The 17137-nt window shown below is 73.7% G+C and carries 13 protein-coding genes; 6 read left to right on the forward strand and 7 right to left on the reverse strand.

Annotated features, from left to right (window positions below; translation table 11 throughout):
* Window positions 1–33: 33 nt before the first annotated feature.
* The gene (locus ACFYS8_RS26015; protein WP_387644906.1) at window positions 34–327 is read right to left on the reverse strand and encodes a hypothetical protein; all 294 of its coding nucleotides are present in this window, start codon (window positions 325–327) and stop codon (window positions 34–36) included.
* A 134-nt stretch (window positions 328–461) separates the two neighbouring features.
* Between ACFYS8_RS26015 and ACFYS8_RS26020 the strand changes: the two genes are divergently transcribed.
* Window positions 462–2390 carry a hypothetical protein gene (locus ACFYS8_RS26020; RefSeq protein ID WP_387644907.1) on the forward strand — a complete coding sequence of 643 codons (1929 nt, stop codon included), beginning with the start codon at window positions 462–464 and terminating at the stop codon, window positions 2388–2390.
* A gap of 7 nt (window positions 2391–2397) precedes the next feature.
* Here ACFYS8_RS26020 and ACFYS8_RS26025 read toward each other — a convergent pair whose 3' ends face one another.
* The gene (locus ACFYS8_RS26025; RefSeq protein WP_387644909.1) at window positions 2398–3864 is read right to left on the reverse strand and encodes an LCP family protein; all 1467 of its coding nucleotides are present in this window, start codon (window positions 3862–3864) and stop codon (window positions 2398–2400) included.
* Window positions 3865–3968: 104 nt separating this feature from the next.
* On the opposite strand from ACFYS8_RS26025, the gene ACFYS8_RS26030 reads away from it, so the two are divergent.
* A complete protein-coding gene (locus ACFYS8_RS26030; protein WP_387644911.1) occupies window positions 3969–5012 on the forward strand; it encodes a glycosyltransferase family 2 protein in 1044 nt (347 codons plus the stop codon).
* Between the two features lie 65 nt (window positions 5013–5077).
* Window positions 5078–5695, forward strand: coding sequence for an acyltransferase (locus ACFYS8_RS26035; protein WP_387644914.1), 618 nt, complete (start codon window positions 5078–5080; stop codon window positions 5693–5695).
* A gap of 5 nt (window positions 5696–5700) precedes the next feature.
* Here the strand turns inward: ACFYS8_RS26035 and ACFYS8_RS26040 are convergent, their stop codons facing one another.
* Both ACFYS8_RS26040 and ACFYS8_RS26045 read right to left on the reverse strand, forming a co-directional pair.
* Complete coding sequence (locus tag ACFYS8_RS26040; RefSeq protein WP_387644917.1) at window positions 5701–7236, reverse strand: LCP family protein; 1536 nt, start codon at window positions 7234–7236, stop codon at window positions 5701–5703.
* Window positions 7237–7399: 163 nt separating this feature from the next.
* A complete protein-coding gene (locus ACFYS8_RS26045; RefSeq protein ID WP_387644920.1) occupies window positions 7400–8188 on the reverse strand; it encodes a TIGR03089 family protein in 789 nt (262 codons plus the stop codon).
* 118 nt (window positions 8189–8306) lie between these two features.
* Here ACFYS8_RS26045 and ACFYS8_RS26050 point away from each other — a divergent pair, with 118 nt between their 5' ends.
* Window positions 8307–9221: a DNA-3-methyladenine glycosylase family protein gene (locus ACFYS8_RS26050; protein WP_387644922.1), complete on the forward strand. Its 915-nt coding sequence runs from the start codon at window positions 8307–8309 to the stop codon at window positions 9219–9221.
* A 104-nt stretch (window positions 9222–9325) separates the two neighbouring features.
* Here the strand turns inward: ACFYS8_RS26050 and ACFYS8_RS26055 are convergent, their stop codons facing one another.
* From ACFYS8_RS26055 to ACFYS8_RS26065, 3 genes are read right to left on the reverse strand one after another with little or no spacing between them, the layout of a single operon-like run.
* Window positions 9326–10627 (reverse strand): coenzyme F420-0:L-glutamate ligase, encoded by a 1302-nt coding sequence (locus ACFYS8_RS26055; RefSeq protein ID WP_387644924.1) that lies wholly within the window; start codon window positions 10625–10627, stop codon window positions 9326–9328.
* Complete coding sequence (cofD, locus tag ACFYS8_RS26060; RefSeq protein ID WP_387644927.1) at window positions 10624–11595, reverse strand: 2-phospho-L-lactate transferase; 972 nt, start codon at window positions 11593–11595, stop codon at window positions 10624–10626. The genes ACFYS8_RS26055 and cofD overlap by 4 nt, the downstream gene beginning before the upstream one ends.
* A gap of 20 nt (window positions 11596–11615) precedes the next feature.
* A complete protein-coding gene (locus tag ACFYS8_RS26065) occupies window positions 11616–12194 on the reverse strand; it encodes a cysteine dioxygenase (protein ID WP_387645023.1) in 579 nt (192 codons plus the stop codon).
* 629 nt (window positions 12195–12823) lie between these two features.
* On the opposite strand from ACFYS8_RS26065, the gene ACFYS8_RS26070 reads away from it, so the two are divergent.
* Together ACFYS8_RS26070 and ACFYS8_RS26075 are read left to right on the forward strand one after the other, a co-directional pair.
* Window positions 12824–13096: a WhiB family transcriptional regulator gene (locus tag ACFYS8_RS26070; RefSeq protein ID WP_014136066.1), complete on the forward strand. Its 273-nt coding sequence runs from the start codon at window positions 12824–12826 to the stop codon at window positions 13094–13096.
* Window positions 13097–13291: 195 nt separating this feature from the next.
* Window positions 13292–17131, forward strand: coding sequence for a glycosyltransferase (locus ACFYS8_RS26075; RefSeq protein ID WP_387644930.1), 3840 nt, complete (start codon window positions 13292–13294; stop codon window positions 17129–17131).
* The last annotated feature ends 6 nt before the right edge of the window (window positions 17132–17137 follow it).

Below are 17137 nucleotides of genomic sequence, written 5' to 3' on the forward strand. Positions count from 1 at the left end.
CGCCCGGAATCCCCGGGCGGGCCTGCCGCCGTCTCAGGCCACGGTGAAGTGACTGCCGTTGCGCACCCCGAGCCGCGCCGAGACCGGCACCTGCGCCCCGTCCGCCACCGTCAGCTCGCACCCACCGGCGCCCAGCCGCGCCGCCCGCTGACCCCGGTACCGGAACCACACCGACACCACGTGCCGCCCCTCCGTCACCGGCACCCGGTTGACGCCCCAACGGGCCTGCGACTGAACCCCGTCCACGTCCACCACCGGCTCCGTCGCCATCCGGTGGAACCAGGCCGTGAACCAGTGCGGACGCACCTCGACCACCAGCACCGCCATTGCGGACACCCCCGTCGGATCGCTCTCCTCTTCAACGTAGCTCCACGGCCGAGCGTCAGCAGCGGTTCGGGCAATTGAAGCTTCCTTTACCTCCGGTGCGAGCGCCCCGGAAGGCGCCTGCCAGAATCGCGCGCATGTCGGAATACCCCGCGCCCCCGTTGCCCGCCGCGCCCGCGCTGACGCTGGCCGCCGCCGACCAGTGGCGGGCCGCCCGGGTGTGGCGGCGGCTGAACAGCCGCTGGCTGGCGCTGCTGCCGGTGGTGACGGTGGTGCTGGCGATCGCGTTCGACCGGACGCCGGACCGGTGCGACTCGCTGCGGGCCTGCACCGTGCCGTACGCCGAGAGCGCCGCACCCGCCGTGCTGCTGGTGGAATTCCTGGCGCTGCTGCTGCGCCGCCGCACCAGCTTCGTGGTGCCCGCCGCGGCCGGCCTGCTGCTCTGGTTCCTGCCGAACGCGCTGCCCGGCCCTTGGCTGCCCACCGCCGCCTGCGCCGCGCACCTGCTGGCCGCCGCCGCGCTGTACCGGGAGGACGCCGGCCTGCGCCGCGCCGAGGCCCAACTGGCCACGCTGATGGGCCCGCCGGTGCCCTACCCGTGGACGCTGCGGGGCGCCGACTCCCCGATCGACCCGCCGTCCCGGCCCCGGGTGCGGCACATCCTGGCCGCCCTGTTCGGGGCGGCCGCGGTGGTGCTGCTGGCGGTCGGTGTGTGGCAGACCGAGGACGACCTCGCCCGGGCCGCCCGCGCCGACCGGACGTGGGGCACCGTCCGCAGCATCCACGACGGCGGCGACAGCGCCACCGTCGAGTACCGGCTGCCGCACGAGTACCGGACGCTCACCGCCGAGGTGGACGGCGACCGCACGGTCGGCGACCAGGTCCCGCTGCTGGTCGACGGCACCGGCTGGTACCGGGCCGCCGACGAGTGGCAGGACTCCGCCGCGTGGTGGCTCGGCGTCGGCGCGGCCGGCACCTTCGCCGTCCTGCTGCTCCTCTCCGCACGCCGCACCACCGTGGCGCGCCGAACCATCGGCGACAGCGCCCCCGCCCTGCGGGTCCGGGCCCGGCGGACGGCGAGCGGCGTCCTGGAAGTACTGCCGGTGGACGGCGGCGACCGCGAGGCCGGCCTGTGGCGAGTGATGCCCTTCGGCGACGAAGCCGCCCAGTACGCGCCCGCCGACCTCGACGGCCCGGCCGCGTGGATACCCGACCCCGAGGACGACGAGGACGACGAGGACGACGAGGACGACGAGGGCGAGGACGACGAGGACACGCCGGTCGCCCTCGGCAAGGCCGACGCCCCCGTCGAAGCGCTGCTCTACCACTGGGGCGGCGGCCGCAACCGGCTGGTGGTGCTCCGCTCCCCGGAGACGCCGCACAAGTGGACGGCCGCCCGCGCCGTCGTCCTGGCGGCCCCGTCCAAGCGGGACCGCGACGGCGAAGCGCGCGACGAGGAGGCGCAGGTGAAGGCCCAGGTCGCCCGCAGCCTGGCGGACGACCGCGCCGAAGACCCCGGCGGCAGCCCGGAACCGGCCCGGGTGTTCGGCCTGCCCACCGCGCTGCGCTGTGCGGCGGCCCCGGTCGCCGCCGTGCTGATCGGCGCGGTGATGAACTTCCTCGCCGATCAGGACAGCCTGGTGGACAACCTGCTCCGCCCGCTGGTGATGGGAAGCGGGCTCCTGCTCGGCGTGATGGGCGGGTTCGGCTGGCAGCTCGCGGTGGACCGCGACGGCGTCGTCCTCAGCGGCGTGCTGCGGGTGCGCCGGGCGAGCTGGCAGCAGGTGACGGCGGCGGCGCTGCACAGTGGCCGCGTCACGGTGCGGTACCGCAGCCGGCCGCTGTTCGGCTTCAGCGCGGGCCCGGCCCGCCTGCTGCACCGTCACTTCGGCGGCGAGTTCGATCCGCAGCAGGTCGCCCGCATCGTCACCGCGCTCGCCCAGCGCCCGGAGCGCCGCCCGCTGACGGCGCTGCCCGCGGGCACGGTCGGCTCGATGCTGTGGCTGAACCGCCTGGTGCTCGCCGGGTACATGGCGTGGGCGGTGGCCCAGTACCTGCTGCGCTGACCGCCCGTCAGGCCGGGCAGCTGATCTCGCTGCCGCTCTCCGCCCCGGCCACCGGGCTGCTGCCCGCGGCGGCCGGTTCGGGCGCGGTGGCGGCGGCCGGGCCCTTGTATTCGCTGCCCGCCACCACCTGGAGGGTCGCGCCGAGGTTCGGGACCTTGACCAGCTCGGCGTCCGGCAGCGCGGCGGCCAGCACCTTCACCGACTCGTCCCAGTGCGGGTCGTAGCGGATCACGGTGCGGGTGGCGGCCGGTCCGTTGCCGGGGGCGTTGGACGGGGTGCCGGTGGTGGCGAACCCGGCCTTGCGCAGGTCCTCGTCCACCCGGGTGCCCAGGCCCTGCACGCCCGCGCCGTTCAGCACCTGCACCCGGATCTGCCCGGGAGGAACCGTTCCGGCAGCCGGCGCCGTCGTGGGGGCCGCCGCCGTCGGCGCCGGACCGGTCAGCGGCCGCCCGGCGCGGACCGCCTCGAACAGCGCCTTCGCGCCCTTCTCGTCCCACAGCACGGTCGAGCCCCAGCCCTGCACCGGGTGGTCCACCGAGGACAGCGGCACCGTCGCGAAGTCCGCGTTCGACGCCGACACGTCCTTCAACCGGGTCGCGAAATCCAGCAGTTCGGCGTTGCCCAGGCCCTTGTCCACCTTCACCGAACGCAGCACGGTGTCCATCACCCCGGTCAGCTTCGCCGGGTTGAGCAGGGTGCCGCCGGAGGACGCCTGGTGCAGCAGCTGCGCCAGGAACTTCTGCTGGCGGTGCATCCGCCCCAGGTCCGAGGAGCCGTCCACGTGCCGGGCCCGGACGTAGCGCAGCGCGCCCGCGCCGTCCAGCCTGCTGGTGCCGGCCGGCAGGTCGAGGCCCGAGTAGTCGTCCTTCAGCGGCTTGGGCGAGCACACCTGGACGCCGCCGAGGGCGTCCACGGTGGAGACGAAGCCGAGGAAGTTCACCTCGATGTAGTGGTCGATCCGCAGCCCGGTGTTCTGCTCCACGGTGCGCACCGCGAGCGGCGCCCCGCCCATCCCGTACGCGGCGTTGATCTTGCCCTTGGAGGCGGCCACCTGCTTGCCGGAGATCCGGTCCTGGTGCGCGGGGATGTCCACGTACGAGTCGCGCGGCACGGACACCACGGTGGCCCGGCCGCGGTCCGCGGACAGCTGGACGACCATCATGGTGTCGGTGCAGTGGCAGGACTCGCCGCCCGCGTGCAGGACGTTCTTCAGGGTGGCTTCCGGGATGCCGTCCCGCTCGTCGGTGCCGACCACCAGGAACGTCGACGCCCCGTCGTCCGCGGGCCGGTCGGGGCCGCCGCCGATCGCGTCCACCCGGCCCAGCGAGGAGCCGACGCCGTTCAGCACCGCCCAGCCCGCGCAGGAGGCGGCCAGCACCGAGAAGGAGAGCGCCCCCGCCGTCCACAGCCCCCAGCGCCTGCGGCGCGTCCGACTGGATTTGGACAGGCGAACGAGCTGGCGCTGAACAGGCATTCTCCGGATGCTAAGCGCTGCGGCCCGCCCGGCCCCGACGGCGCGCCGGACCGGGACCGACCCGGGCCGACACCGGGCGGTCCGCGCCGGTACGCTCGGGCACGATGAACACCAAGGCTGCTGAGGAGCTGCCGGCGGTCTCCGTGATCATGCCGGTGCTCGACGAGGAACGTCACCTGCGCACTGCCGTCCACCGGATCCTGGAACAGGAGTACGGCGGCGAACTGGAGGTGGTGATCGCACTCGGCCCGTCCACGGACCGGACCGACGAGATCGCCGCCGCCCTGGTCGCCGAGGACCCGCGGGTGCGCACCGTCCCCAACCCGACCGGCCGCACCCCCGCCGGCCTGAACGCCGCGATCCGGGCCAGCCGGCACCCCGTGGTGGTCCGGGTGGACGGCCACGGGCTGCTGACGCCCGGTTACATCGCCACCGCCGTCCGGCTGCTGGACGAGATGAACGCCGCCAACGTCGGCGGCATCATGCACGCCGAGGGCGAGACCGAGTGGGAGCGGGCCGTCGCCACCGCGATGACCTCGAAGATAGGTGTCGGCAACGCCGCCTTCCACACCGGCGGCCTGGCCGGCAAGGCCGACACCGTGTACCTCGGGGTGTTCCGCCGCGAGGTGCTGGAGCAGCAGGGCGGCTACAACGAGGAATTCATCCGCGCCCAGGACTGGGAGCTGAACTACCGGATCCGGCAGGCCGGCGGACTGGTCTGGTTCACCCCGCAGCTGAAGGTCACCTACCGGCCCCGGCCGACCCCGCGCGCGCTCGCCAAGCAGTACAAGGACTACGGCCGCTGGCGCCGCGTCGTCACCCGCTACCACCGCGGCTCGGTCAACCTGCGCTACCTGGCCCCGCCGTTCGCCCTGCTCGGCGTGGTCGGCGGCCTGGTGCTGGGCGCCGCGCTGCACCCGGTGTTCCTGGTGCTGCCGGGCGGCTACTTCGCGGCGATCATCGCCGGCGGCCTGGCGGAGGGCCGCGGCCTGTCCGCCAAGGCCCGGGTGCAGGTCCCGCTGGCCCTCGCCACCATGCACCTGAGCTGGGGCTTCGGCTTCCTCACCTCGCCGCGCAAGCTGGCCCGCAAGGTGATCGCCTCCACCCCGCCCGCACCGATCGACCCGGCCACCACCGCCGGAGCCTGACCGACGGTCGAGGACGGTCCCCGGAAGCCCGGACGGGGGCCGTCCACCCGCGCTAGGGTCGCGCCATGACGAGCAGCGCTCCCAGGATCGAGGCCACCGCCGACGTCGACCCGCGCGCCAACCTCGGCCCGGGCAGCACCGTCTGGCACCTCGCCCAGGTCCGCGAGCACGCCGAGATCGGCGCCGAGTGCATCATCGGGCGCGGCGCCTACGTCGGCCCGGGCGTGAAGCTCGGCGACCGGGTCAAGCTGCAGAACCACGCCCTGGTGTACGAGCCCGCGGTGCTGGAGGACGGCGTCTTCGTCGGCCCCGCCGCCGTCCTCACCAACGACCTGTACCCGCGCTCCGTCGACCCGGACGGCCGGCTCAAGCGCGGTGACGACTGGCACGCCCGCGGCGTCACGCTCCGGCAGGGCTGCTCGATCGGCGGCCGGGCCGTGCTGGTGGCCGGTGTCACCGTCGGCCGGTGGGCGCTGATCGCGGCCGGCGCGGTGGTGCACCGGGACGTCCCCGACTTCGCGCTGGTCGCCGGGGTGCCCGCCCGCCGGATCAAGTGGGTCGGCCGGGCCGGCGAACCGCTGGAGCCCGCCGGCGAAGGCCACTGGCGCTGCCCGCGCACCGGCGAGCAGTACACCGAGACCGCCCCCGACACGCTTGTTCCGGACGCCGAACTCCCCTCCTGACCTGCCTACTTGAACTTCGACGCGCAGACGTTGGTGTCGTCCGCCCGGACCCGCTGGAGATCCTTCGGCGCCTCGGTCGGCACCGCCGACGGCGAGCCCGCCCCGACGAAATCGGCGCCCAGCAGCACCGTCACGCCGTCCCGGCCACCCGCCCGCACGGCCGTCGCGGGCAGCCCGAGCGCGGCGGCCACCGCCCGCGCCCGGTCCTCCTGGCCCGCCGGGTAGGACACCGAACTGGCCTGCCGGACCTCCGCGTTGCTGGCGAAGGCGGCCAGCGCGAATCCCTTCGCCCTCAGCACCGAGACCGCCCGCCCGGCCTGCCCGGGCGTCCCGGTGCCGTTGCGGACCGTCACCTTCACGTCGTCGGCGTCCAGCTGGGACGGGGTCGGAGCGGGGGAAGGTGACGCCTGCTGCTGCGCGACCTCGGTCAGCGAACGGTCGGCGGCGATCATCGCGAACAGCTGCTGCGCGTCACCCGGCTTGAGGACCAGCCGGTTGCTGTCCGTCGGGTCGTCCAGCACCGGCACCGTGGTGAAGGTGATGTTCCCGGTGTTCACCCGGGAGATGTCCAGCGCCAGGTCCTTCAGCCGGTTGACGTCGTTGATGGCGCTGTCCACGGTCAGCGCCTTGGTGGCGGCGTCCGCCAGGCTCCACAGCTTGGCCGGGCTGGTCAGGGTGTCGCTGCTCTTCATCTTGCGGACCATCGAGCTGATGAACTGCTGCTGGAGCGGAATGCGCGTCAGATCACCGCCCAGTCCCACCGCGTGGCGGGTCCGGACGAACGCCAGCGCCTCCTCGCCCTGCACCACGTGCCGCCCGGCGGACATCTTCAGGTGCGAGTACGGGTCGTCGATGGCGGTGGCCGCGCACACCTCGACGCCGCCGACCGCCGTGGAGAGTGACTTCACCGCCTCGAAGTTGACCATCATGAAGTGGTTGATCCGGACGCCGGTCAGCTTCTCCACGGTCTTCCAGGTGCAGCCCGGGTCCCGCCCGTCCTGCCCCAGACTGCTGTTGAACATCGCCCGCGCCTCGCCCGGGATCCGCTTCTCGCCACTGCGGCACTCCGGGACGGCCACCATCAGGTCGCGCGGGATCGACAGCACCGTGGCGTTGCTGCGGTCCTTGGAGATGTGGAACAGCAGCGTGGTGTCCGCGTGCCCGGTGGACCCCTCGTCGCCGTACTCGCGGCCCAGGCCGACCCGGCTGTCGGTGCCGATCACCAGCAGGTTCAGCGCGTCGTTGGTCGCCTGCGGGCGCTCCGACTCGTCGCCTACCTGGACCTTCACCGAGGAGATGTTCCGATTGAAGTGCCGGTACACGTAGAACGCCCCGCCGCAGCCCGCCGCCAGCACCAGGCCCAGCGAGCCCGCCACCCAGGTCAGCACCCGCCGCCCCCGCACCACCCGGCCGCGCCGCCGCGCCGCCCGTCCGCCCGGCGTCGCACTGGCACCCGCGGGCCTGGACGGCCGCGCCCGCCGGCCGGAGTGCTGCCGGCCCGAGTTGTCCGAGTCACCTCGGTTCGGGTGTCCGCTGTTCATCCGGGCCACCCTAGAGGAGCCCGCCCGGCGAACTCCCCGGCTCCGGGCCGCCGTCACCCGTCGGAGCGGCGGAAAACGGCAACGGCGCGCCCCGCCCGGATCACCTCACCGGGCAGTGCGCGCCGTTGCCGCAGAACTGTTCGGCCACGCGGGCCGGGCCGGGTCAGCCGAGACGCAGCGTCACCCGTTCGGATTCGATCCGCTGCTGCCACTGACCATCCGTCAACTGTTCGGAGTTCCGGCACAGAACGACCGAGGCCCCGGCCGCCAGCGGCGCCAGCAGGCCCGCCTCCAACCCCGTCCAGTCGTCGAACGACAGCGTCGACAGAACCCGGCTGCCGCTGTCCAGACCCAGCCGGGCCGCGCCCTCCCGGGCCAGCGCCACGGCCTGCTCGCCCGTCAGCTTCAGCGCCAGGCCGTCCACCGACGACTCCAGCGCCGCCGCCTGCGGATCCACCGGCGAGTACGGGGCGAACCGGTCGCCCTGCCCGGGCACCTCCGCCGCGTAGTCCAGGAACCCGTCCGGCCGCTGCGGGAACCGGCCGCCCAGCGGACGCAGCGCCAGCGCCACCCGCTCCCCGGGGCACTCCTGCGCCGCCTCCAGACCCTCCGGACCCGACACCACCAGGTCCGCGTCCTTCGGCTCACCGCCCGGCACCGCGACCACACCCACCGACCAGCACGCCAGCAGCCACACGGCGGTCTGCCAGTGCGCCGGCAGCAGCAGCGCCGCCCGGTCGTCCGGCGAGGCGTTCAGCTCGTCCTGCAACAGGTTGGCCGTCTTCGCCACCCAGTTGTCGAAGGTTTTCGCCGACAACTCCACCCGTTCCCCGGTCGAGTCGTCGTAAAAGGTCACCAGAGGGCGGGACGGATCGGCACCGGCCCCGGCGCGCAGGTAGGCCTGCAGCAGCTCGGCGGGGGTGCGGGCGTCGGCAGCGAAAGGCGCAGTCATGGTGCGCCCCAGCCTACGTCCTGCGCACGCCCGGACGGGAGGGTGCCCGCCCGTCCACCCGCCTCTCCGCGTTACCCTCGCAGACGCCCCCGCGAACCTGCACACCCCGAGGAACCCGATGCCAGAGCTGACCCGACAGTGGCGGCCCGGCTACCCCCTCGACCTCGGCCGCACCCTCTACCCGCTGCAACGCGGCACCGGCGACCCCGCCTTCCACCGCACCCCCGACGGCACCGTCTGGCGCGCCTCCCGCACCCCCGACGGCCCGGGCACCCTGCGCATCCGGCCCGACCACGACGAGATATCCGCCACCGCCTGGGGCCCCGGTGCAGGCTGGCTGCTCGAACAACTCCCCGCCCTGCTCGGCGCCGAGGACGACCCCGCCGGGCTCGTCCTGCCCCCCGGGCCGCTCCGCGAAGCCCAACGCACCTGCCCCGGACTCCGGTTGACCCGCACCGGCCTGGTGATGGAATCCCTCGTCCCCGCCATCCTGGAACAGAAAGTCACCACCGGCGAGGCCTACCGCGCCTGGCGCACCCTGCTCCGCGACTACGGCACCCCCGCCCCCGGCCCCGCCGCCGACCTCGGCCTGTGCGTCACCCCCACCGCCCGCGACTGGTCCCTGATCCCCAGCTGGGCCTGGCACCGCGCCGGCGTCGACCCCAAACGCTCCGCCACCGTCCAACGCGCCGTCCGCCTCGCCGCGAAGCTCGAAGCCGCCTCCACCATGCCCTCCGCCGACGCCTTCGCCCGCCTCACCGCCGTCCCCGGCATCGGCATCTGGACCGCCGCCGAAACCCTCCAGCGCAGCAACGGCGACCCCGACGCCGTCTCGGTCGGCGACTTCCACCTCCCCAACATCGTCGGCTGGGCCCTCGCCGGCCGCCCCCGCAGCGACGACGCCCAAATGCTTACCCTCCTCGAGCCCTACCGCCCCCACCGCTACCGCCTCTGCCGCATCCTCCCCCTCACAGGCGCGCGCCCACCCAAGTACGGTCCGCGCCTCACCCCGAACGACCACAGGGGACGCTAGGGGCGCGGAGGGCCCATCAGGGGCCCGGGGAACGGCGGGGCCAAGTCTGCGGATGACCAACAGGGCACTGTGCGTCCCGCCGTTTCCGGGCCCCGTCCGTACCGTTACCTCACCGTCAGAAAGTCATCCGCCGAGCGTGGTTGACGATCCCTCGGCCCCTCCGCCGGCCGCCCCACAGCAATCGCCCCCATGGGATCCCACCCGGCGGGCAGGTCCAGGACGTCCCGCACGGTCTCCCGGCAGAACATCGTCGACGACACCCACGCGGACCCGTACCGCTCGCCGGTGAGGGTGACCAGCAGGTTCTGCACCGCAGCCCCGATCGCGACCGTGAACATCTCCCGCTCGGCCCCGGCCCGCCGCCCGTCGGGGTAATCGTGCGACCCCTCCATCACCAGGCACGGAATCACCAAGTACGGCGCCCCGCGCAGCACTTCGCCACGCGCAGTACGCCGCGCGATCCGCTCCTCGGACCACCCGTCGAGCTCCCGCAGGTCCCGCTGCCAAGCGCCCAGCATCGCGTCCAGCAGCCGCGTCCGGCTCTCCGCGGATTCGAGCAGCACGAACCGCCACGGAGTGGTGTGGTGCGGCGCGGGCGCGGTGACGGCAGCGGCGACCGCCCGTCGCACCGCGCCCCCGTCCACCGGCTCATCCGTGAAGGAACGTACGGTCCGCCGCAGCGTGACGGCCTCCCGGATCGCCTCCGACGTCCCCAGCCGGAACATGTCGTCCTTCGCGGAGCGGATGATCGCCCGGACCCCGTCCCCGTCCTCCGCGGTGACCAGGCCGGCCAGGCCTCGCACGATCGCGACGGGCGTGCCAGTGGCCTTGCCCTTCACCAGGTCGGCGGCGGCGGCCAGTTCGTCGGCGGTGGCGGTGACGGTCAGCTGCAACTCGTTGCCGTGGCTGTCGGTCCGCCCCCGGTGGTCCTCCAGCACACGCAGCCCTGCCGCCCCGATGGCCACGTCCGTGAGCCCGTTGCGCCAGGGCCGCCCGAAGGTGTCGGTGACGATCACGGCGAGCCGTCGGCCCGTCAACTGCTGGAGCCGGGCGCGCAGTCGGCGCGCGGATTCGTCCGGGTCGAGCGGCAGCAGCAGGACGGTGCCGGGGGCGGTGTTGGACGCGTCGACGCCCGCGGCGGCCATCACCAGGCCGTTGCGGTTCTCGACGATCCGGACGGGGCCGCGCCGGGCGACCACCCGGACGGTCTCGGCGTCGATCGCGGCTTCGCGGTCGTCCGCGTGCAGCAGCCGGCCCTCGGCCTTGGAGACGATCTTGGACGTTATCACCAGGATGTCGCCGTCCTCGAACTCGCCCGCCTTGGCGATCAGTTCGGCGATGTCGTCGCCCTCGGTGATCTCCGGCAGTCCGGTGACCGGCAGCAACCGCAGTCCGTCGGTGGTCACTTGGCGACCTCGGCGGCCAACTTCAGTGCGGCGCGGGCCATCTCGGCGGTGGCGTCGACGTCGGTCATCAGCAGCGGCACGGCCCGGCAGGCGATGCCGGCGGCCTCCACCTCGGCGACGGCGGCGGCGTCCGAGCTGTCCACCAGCCAGCCGTCCAGCAGCCCGCCGTTGCCACGAGAGCCGTAGTGCCGGGCAACAGCGGCGGCCGAGGTCTCCACGCCGACAGCGGCGAGCACCTTGTCGGCCATGCCGCGCACGGGCGCGCCGCCGATGATGGGGGACAGGCCCACCACGGGGGCGTTCGCACCGGCCACCGCCTGCCGGATGCCGGGGACGGCGAGGATGGTGCCGATCGACACCACCGGGTTCGACGGCGGGAGCACCACCAGGTCGGCCCCGGCGATGGCCTCCAGCACGCCGGGCGCGGGCTTCGCGGTGTCCGCGCCGACCGGAATGATCGCCTCGGCGTCGACGGCGGCGTGCAGCCGCACCCAGTACTCCTGGAAGTGCACCACCCGCGGCCCGTCCGCGTCGGTGATCCGGACGTGCGTCTCCACCCGGTCGTCGCTCATCGGCAGCAGTCGCACGCCGGGCTGCCAGCGGTCGCACAGCGCCTCGGTGACGGCGGACAGCGGGTAGCCGGCGCCGAGCATCTGGGTCCGGACGATGTGGGTGGCGAAGTCCCGGTCGCCGAGCCCGAACCATTCGGGGCCGACGCCGTAGGCCTTCATCTCCTCCTTGATCGACCAGGTCTCGTCGCGGCGGCCCCAGCCCTGCTCCTCGTGGATGCCCTCGCCGAGGGTGTACATCACGGTGTCCAGGTCGGGGCAGACCTTCAGCCCGTACAGGTGGATGTCGTCGCCGGTGTTCCCGATGACGGTGATCTCGTCGGTGGGCGAGACCGCCGCCCGGAGTCCGCGCAGGAACCTGGCCCCGCCGATGCCGCCCGCCAGTGCAGTGATTCGCATGACTTCATCCTGCCAGCGGGTCAGTGCACCCGGTGACGGAGCTGCTGGGTCGCCGCCGGGTACTGGTTCATCTCGACCAGGCCGGGCGTGTACAGGTGGACGGAGACCGCGGGCTCCAGCGAGGCGTTGACCATCTCGTGCAGGTGGCCGGTGGAGAGCACCCGCAGGCCGCCGGGGGTCAGGGCGCGCGTGCCCTCGCCGCCCGCCGTCAACGAGCGTTCGGTGAGCTCACCCTGAAGGACGGTCATCACGCCGGCCGAGCGGCCGTGGTCGTGGAAGCCGCTGGACTGGCCGGGCAGCCAGCTGAGCAGCCACACCTCGTAGCCGGGGCCGGTCTCCAGCCGGGAGTACCAGCGGGTCAGCGCGTCGTAGCGGACCAGCGGCTCCCAGCGGGCGCGGTCGGCGGCGATCTCCCGGACCAGCCGGGCGTAGCCGGCGACGGTGGTGGGGTGCGCGGGCAGGTCGGTGCGGGCCAGGTGCGGGAAGGCCGTCGGGTCGCCCGCGATGGACACGTCGCTCAGACCGTCCGTCCAGCGAGGGGTGGCCACGGGCAGGGGCAGGGGCTTGCGGTCGCGGTTGCGCTTGCGGAGGCGGGGCATTCGCACGGTGTGACGTCCTCGGGTTCGGCTGCGGGCATGGATCAGCCGGATCCGCGAGAGCGTTCAGGGGGGACTGTCGCGCGGTCGGCCTCTGTTCCGGGGGCGGCGCGCGGTGGGACGCGGGCGCCTAGATACAGCGGAGACAGCGGCAACAACACGAGGAGTTCGCGGCAGCACCGAGGAGCGCCTGGCGGCGCCGGTCGGCGGAAAGGGCCGGGAACTCTGACATGCCGCCAAGCAGACCGCAACCGACCCTCCAGTGTCAAGGAGCCAGGTCGGACATTCGGGTCACATCGTCCTGGAACCGCCGGATGGGGTGATAAACGCCCAATCAGGTTTGGATGGGAAGATCACGGGGAAAGGACGGCGTGAGATCGCCTCGAACCGGCAGGTCGGGCACGATCGGGCGGGCTGACGACAGGTCAGGAACCAGGTGGGATGTCCAGGTTGTCCGGATATGTACACTATTCGTAGTGGCTTGGTTCCGGGGAGTGAATCCTTGGCCCAATACCAGAGCTCGGCTTGACTGGGCCAGAGTGACGCAACTGTAATTTCTCTCGTGTCGTTCCGCCGCACCGGCAACGGCAACACCACGGGGACGCCAAGAGGGGCAGAGGAGGCGCGCCAGAATGAGCGAGCTCTTTGAGCTGTTGATCGGTGAGGGCATCGAGGAAGACGAAGAGGAACTCGGCTGGCAGGAGCGCGCGTTGTGCGCCCAGACCGACCCCGAGTCGTTCTTCCCCGAGAAGGGCGGATCCACCCGGGAGGCCAAGAAGGTCTGCCTGGCGTGCGAGGTCCGCGCCGAGTGCCTGGAGTACGCCCTCGCCAACGACGAGCGGTTCGGCATCTGGGGCGGTCTCTCCGAGCGCGAACGCCGCCGTCTGAAGAAGAGTGCGGTCTGACCTCCCCGCAGACCTCACCCGTGTCGGCGCCTCACCACCAGGTGGGGCGCTTTCGCATTCCCGCAACATCCGGGCCGGCGGCGCCGATACCCGTTGCACCGTCTCTTCACACCACCCGGGACAACCGGATCGCCCGGAGCCGTTAGTGTGGTGCGTCATCTGCCGTCAAACCCGAACCGGTGGTCCGCGCACCCGATGACTGTCTACAGCCACCAGAGCGGCTTCTCCGCTGCCAGGCCTCCCGCCTACCCGCGCCATCTGGTCACGGCGGTGATCGTCTCGCACGACGGCGCCCGCTGGCTGCCCCAGGCGCTCGCGGGGCTGCTCGGCCAGGACCGGCAGGTCCAGCGCATCCTCGCGGTCGACACCGGCTCCACCGACAACTCCCCACAGCTGCTCGCCGACACCCTCGGCGACTGGCTCCCCGACAGCGGCCCGCAGGTCCTCGGCCGCCGGGTCGGCTTCGGCCGCGCCGTCGGCGAAGCCGTCTTCAACAGCCCGCCGCTGCGCCCCGAAGACCTCACGTACAGCCTCGACCCGTCCGGCTACGACCCGGTCACCGGCGGCTGGGACGACTTCGGCGACCCGCTCGCCCACGAGGACGACCTCGGCCGCGGCGGACCGCGCGAGACCAAGCCGGTCGAATGGCTCTGGCTGCTGCACGACGACTGCGAACCGCAGACCGACGCCCTGCGCCGCCTGCTCCAGGTCGCCGACTCCACCCCGACCGCCGCCGTGGTCGGCCCCAAGCTCCGCTCCTGGTACGACCGCAGGCAGCTGCTCGAAGTCGGCGTCACCATCGCCCGCTCCGGCCGCCGTTGGACCGGACTCGACCGCCGCGAGCAGGACCAGGGCCAGCACGACCAGGTCCGCCCGGTGCTCGCCGTCTCCACCGCCGGCATGCTGGTGCGCCGCGACGTGTTCGAGGAACTCGGCGGATTCGACCAGGCGTTGCCGCTGATGCGCGACGACACCGACTTCTGCTGGCGGGTCAACGCGGCCGGCCACCGGGTGGTGGTCGCCCCCGACGCGGTGCTCCGGCACGCCGAGGCGGCCAGCCGCGAACGCCGCGCCATCGACTGCGGCCCCGCCCACCCGCACCGGGTCGACAAGTCCGGCGCCGTCTACACCCTGCTCGCCAACTCCAAGGGCGCGCTGTTCCCGTACGTCCTGCTCCGGCTGATCATCGGCACCCTGCTGGGGGTGATCGTCAACCTGGTCGGCAAGGACCCGCGGAAGGCGTACGACGAGATCGCCGGTCTCGGCCACGAACTGCTGCGCCTGCCGCGGCTGATGGCCGCCCGCGCGCGCCGCCGCAAGACCCGCTCGGTCGACTCGCTGGACGACCGCACCCTCTTCCCCGCGCCCGGCGCCACCGCCCGGCTCGCCGTCGAGAACGTGGTCGGCTCGCTGGGCATCGGCGGCGCCGACGACGCCGGTGCCGGCCGGCACGGCTCCGTCGAGTCCGGGCCCGGCGAGGACGAGACCGACGACCTGGTGGTCGAACAGTTCGCGCTGATCAAGAAGCTGATGCGGCGGCCCGCCCCGGTGCTGTTCGCCGCGCTGCTGCTGTTCTCCCTGGTCGCCTGCCGCAACCTGATCGGCTCCGGCTTCCTGCAGGGCGGCGCGCTGCTGCCCGCCAGTGACGGCGCGGCCGGGCTGTGGAACATGTTCGCCGACCCCTGGCACCCCGTCGGCACCGGCTCCACCGCCGCCACCCCGCCCTACCTCGGCGTGCTGTCCGTCCTCTCCTGGGCGCTGTTCGACCACGCCGACCTGGCGATCACCCTGATCGTGGTGCTGTCCGTGCCGCTCTCGGCGGTCGGCGCCTACCTGGTCTCCCGGCCGCTGATCGGGTCCAAGCTGGTCCGCGCCTGGGCGAGCGCCACCTACGCGCTGCTGCCCGCCGCCACCGGCGCGCTGGCGCAGGGCCGGATCGGCACCGCGGTGCTCGCCGTGCTGCTGCCCCCGCTGGCCCGCGCCGCCGCGATCACCGCCGGCCTCGGCATCCGCAAGGAGACCGCCGCCAAGGGCGCCCGCCCCGGCTGGCGCTCCGCCTGGATGACCGTGCTGCTGCTCACCGTCAGCACCGCCTTCGTCCCGCTCACCTGGGCCATAGCGGTGCCGCTGTGCGTGGCCGCGCTGGTCCACGCGGTGATCCGCGGCGGGGCGTTCGGCTCCGGCGTGCAGGCGGTGCGGCTGCTCGGCCTGCGCGTCCTGGTGATCCTCGGCGTGCCGGTGCTGGTGCTCGCCCCCTGGTCGGTCCAGGTCCTCATGCACCCGTCCCGGCTGCTGCTGGAGGCCGGCGTCCCCGGCTTCAGCGGCCCGGCCGCCGACCCGCTCGGCCTGGTGCTGGTCAACCCCGGTGGCGCCGGTGTTCCTCCGGTGTGGCTGTCGGCCGGAGTGGTGCTGTCCGCGCTCGCCGCGCTGCTGCGTGCCGACCGCCGCCGCGCGGTGCTCGCCGCCTGGGGTGCGGCCGCCGCCGGACTGATCTTCTCGGTGGTGGTGGCCGGTACCACCGTCACCCCCGCCTCCGGCGGTCCCGACGTCGCCGCCTGGGCCGGCCCCGCCACCCTGCTGGCCGGTGTCGCGCTGCTGGCCGCCGCCGCGATCGGCGCCGACGGCGCCAACGCCCGGGTCTCCGGCATCGCGTTCGGCTGGCGCCAGCCGGTCGCCGCGCTGGTGCTGGCCTTCGCCGTACTGGCCCCGGTCGGCACCGCCGCCTGGTGGGCGATCGTCGGCGCCGACGGCCCGCTGCGGCGCGACGTCGCCGCGCAGGTCCCGGCGTTCATCGCGGAGGCCGGCGACACCTCAGACCGCTCCCGCACCCTGATGGTCAGCGGCGACGCCGAGGGCTCCGCGATCCGTTACGCGCTGGTCCGCGGCGCCGGCCTGACCACCGGTCAGGCCGAGGGCACCGTGGACGAGGCCGCCGACCAGCAGATCGGCAAGATCACCGCCAAGCTGCTGGCCGGCTCCGGCGGCGACCTGGCCCGCACGCTGGCCGGGTACGGCGTCAGCTACATCCAGGTCAAGGACCCGGTGATCGGCAAGGTCCGGGACGTCCTCGACACCACCCCGGGCGTGATCCGGCTCAGCCTGGACAACGGCGTCGGCCTCTGGCAGGTCACCGCCGTCCCCGGCACCCGGGCCCAGATCGTCAGCCCGGGCACCGTCCCGGTGGTCGTCCCGGCGGGCGCCCACGACATCTGGACCACCATCCCGGCCGGCCCGGCCGGCCGTCAGCTGCGGCTCGCCGAACAGGCCGACCCCGCCTGGCAGGCCACCCTGGACGGCAAGCCGCTCACGGCCGTCACCGTGGACGACTGGGCGCAGGGCTTCGAGCTGCCCACCCAGGGCGGCCGACTGGAGGTCACCCGCAGCGGCAGCCTGCTCCACACCGGCTGGGTCTGGGCGCAGCTCGCGCTCGGCGTGGTCGTGCTGGTGCTGGCACTGCCCGGCCGCCGCAACCACAACGACGACGACCTGCCGGAGGAGGTGGTGGCCGCCCAGACCCTGGCCGCCGCCGCCCAGGCCCAGGCCCCCGCCCCCGGCAGCCGCCGGGCCCGCCGGCTCGCCGAACGCGGCGAGGGCGAGGACCAGCAGGCCGAACCCGGCGTCTACGCCCCCGGCATCCCGCCCCAGCAGGCCGGCGAACCCGAGCCCGCCCCGGCCTACCAGGCCGAGCCCGAGCCGTTCGCCGACCCGTACCAGGCCGATCCCTACCAGGCGGACCCGTACCAGCAGCAGGGCTACCAGTCCGACGGCTACGGCTACGACTACACCCAGCAGCAGCCGGTCGGCGCGCCCTACCAGCCGGAGACGTACGACCAGTTCGGCCAGCAGCAGCCCGGCTACGGCTACGACACCCCGCCCGCCCAGGGCTGGACCGACCCGTACGCCGCCGGGTACCCACAGGAGGACGGGCAGCAGCAGACCTGGCTGCCCGAACAGCAGCAGCCCACCACCTACTACGACCCCAACGACCCCTACGGCGGCGGCCACCACCCGCAGCAGCCCGGGACGGGGAGCTGACCCGCG

Source organism: Kitasatospora sp. NPDC004615 (assembly GCF_042873545.1).
In the GTDB taxonomy this organism is placed as follows: Bacteria; Actinomycetota; Actinomycetes; order Streptomycetales; family Streptomycetaceae; genus Kitasatospora.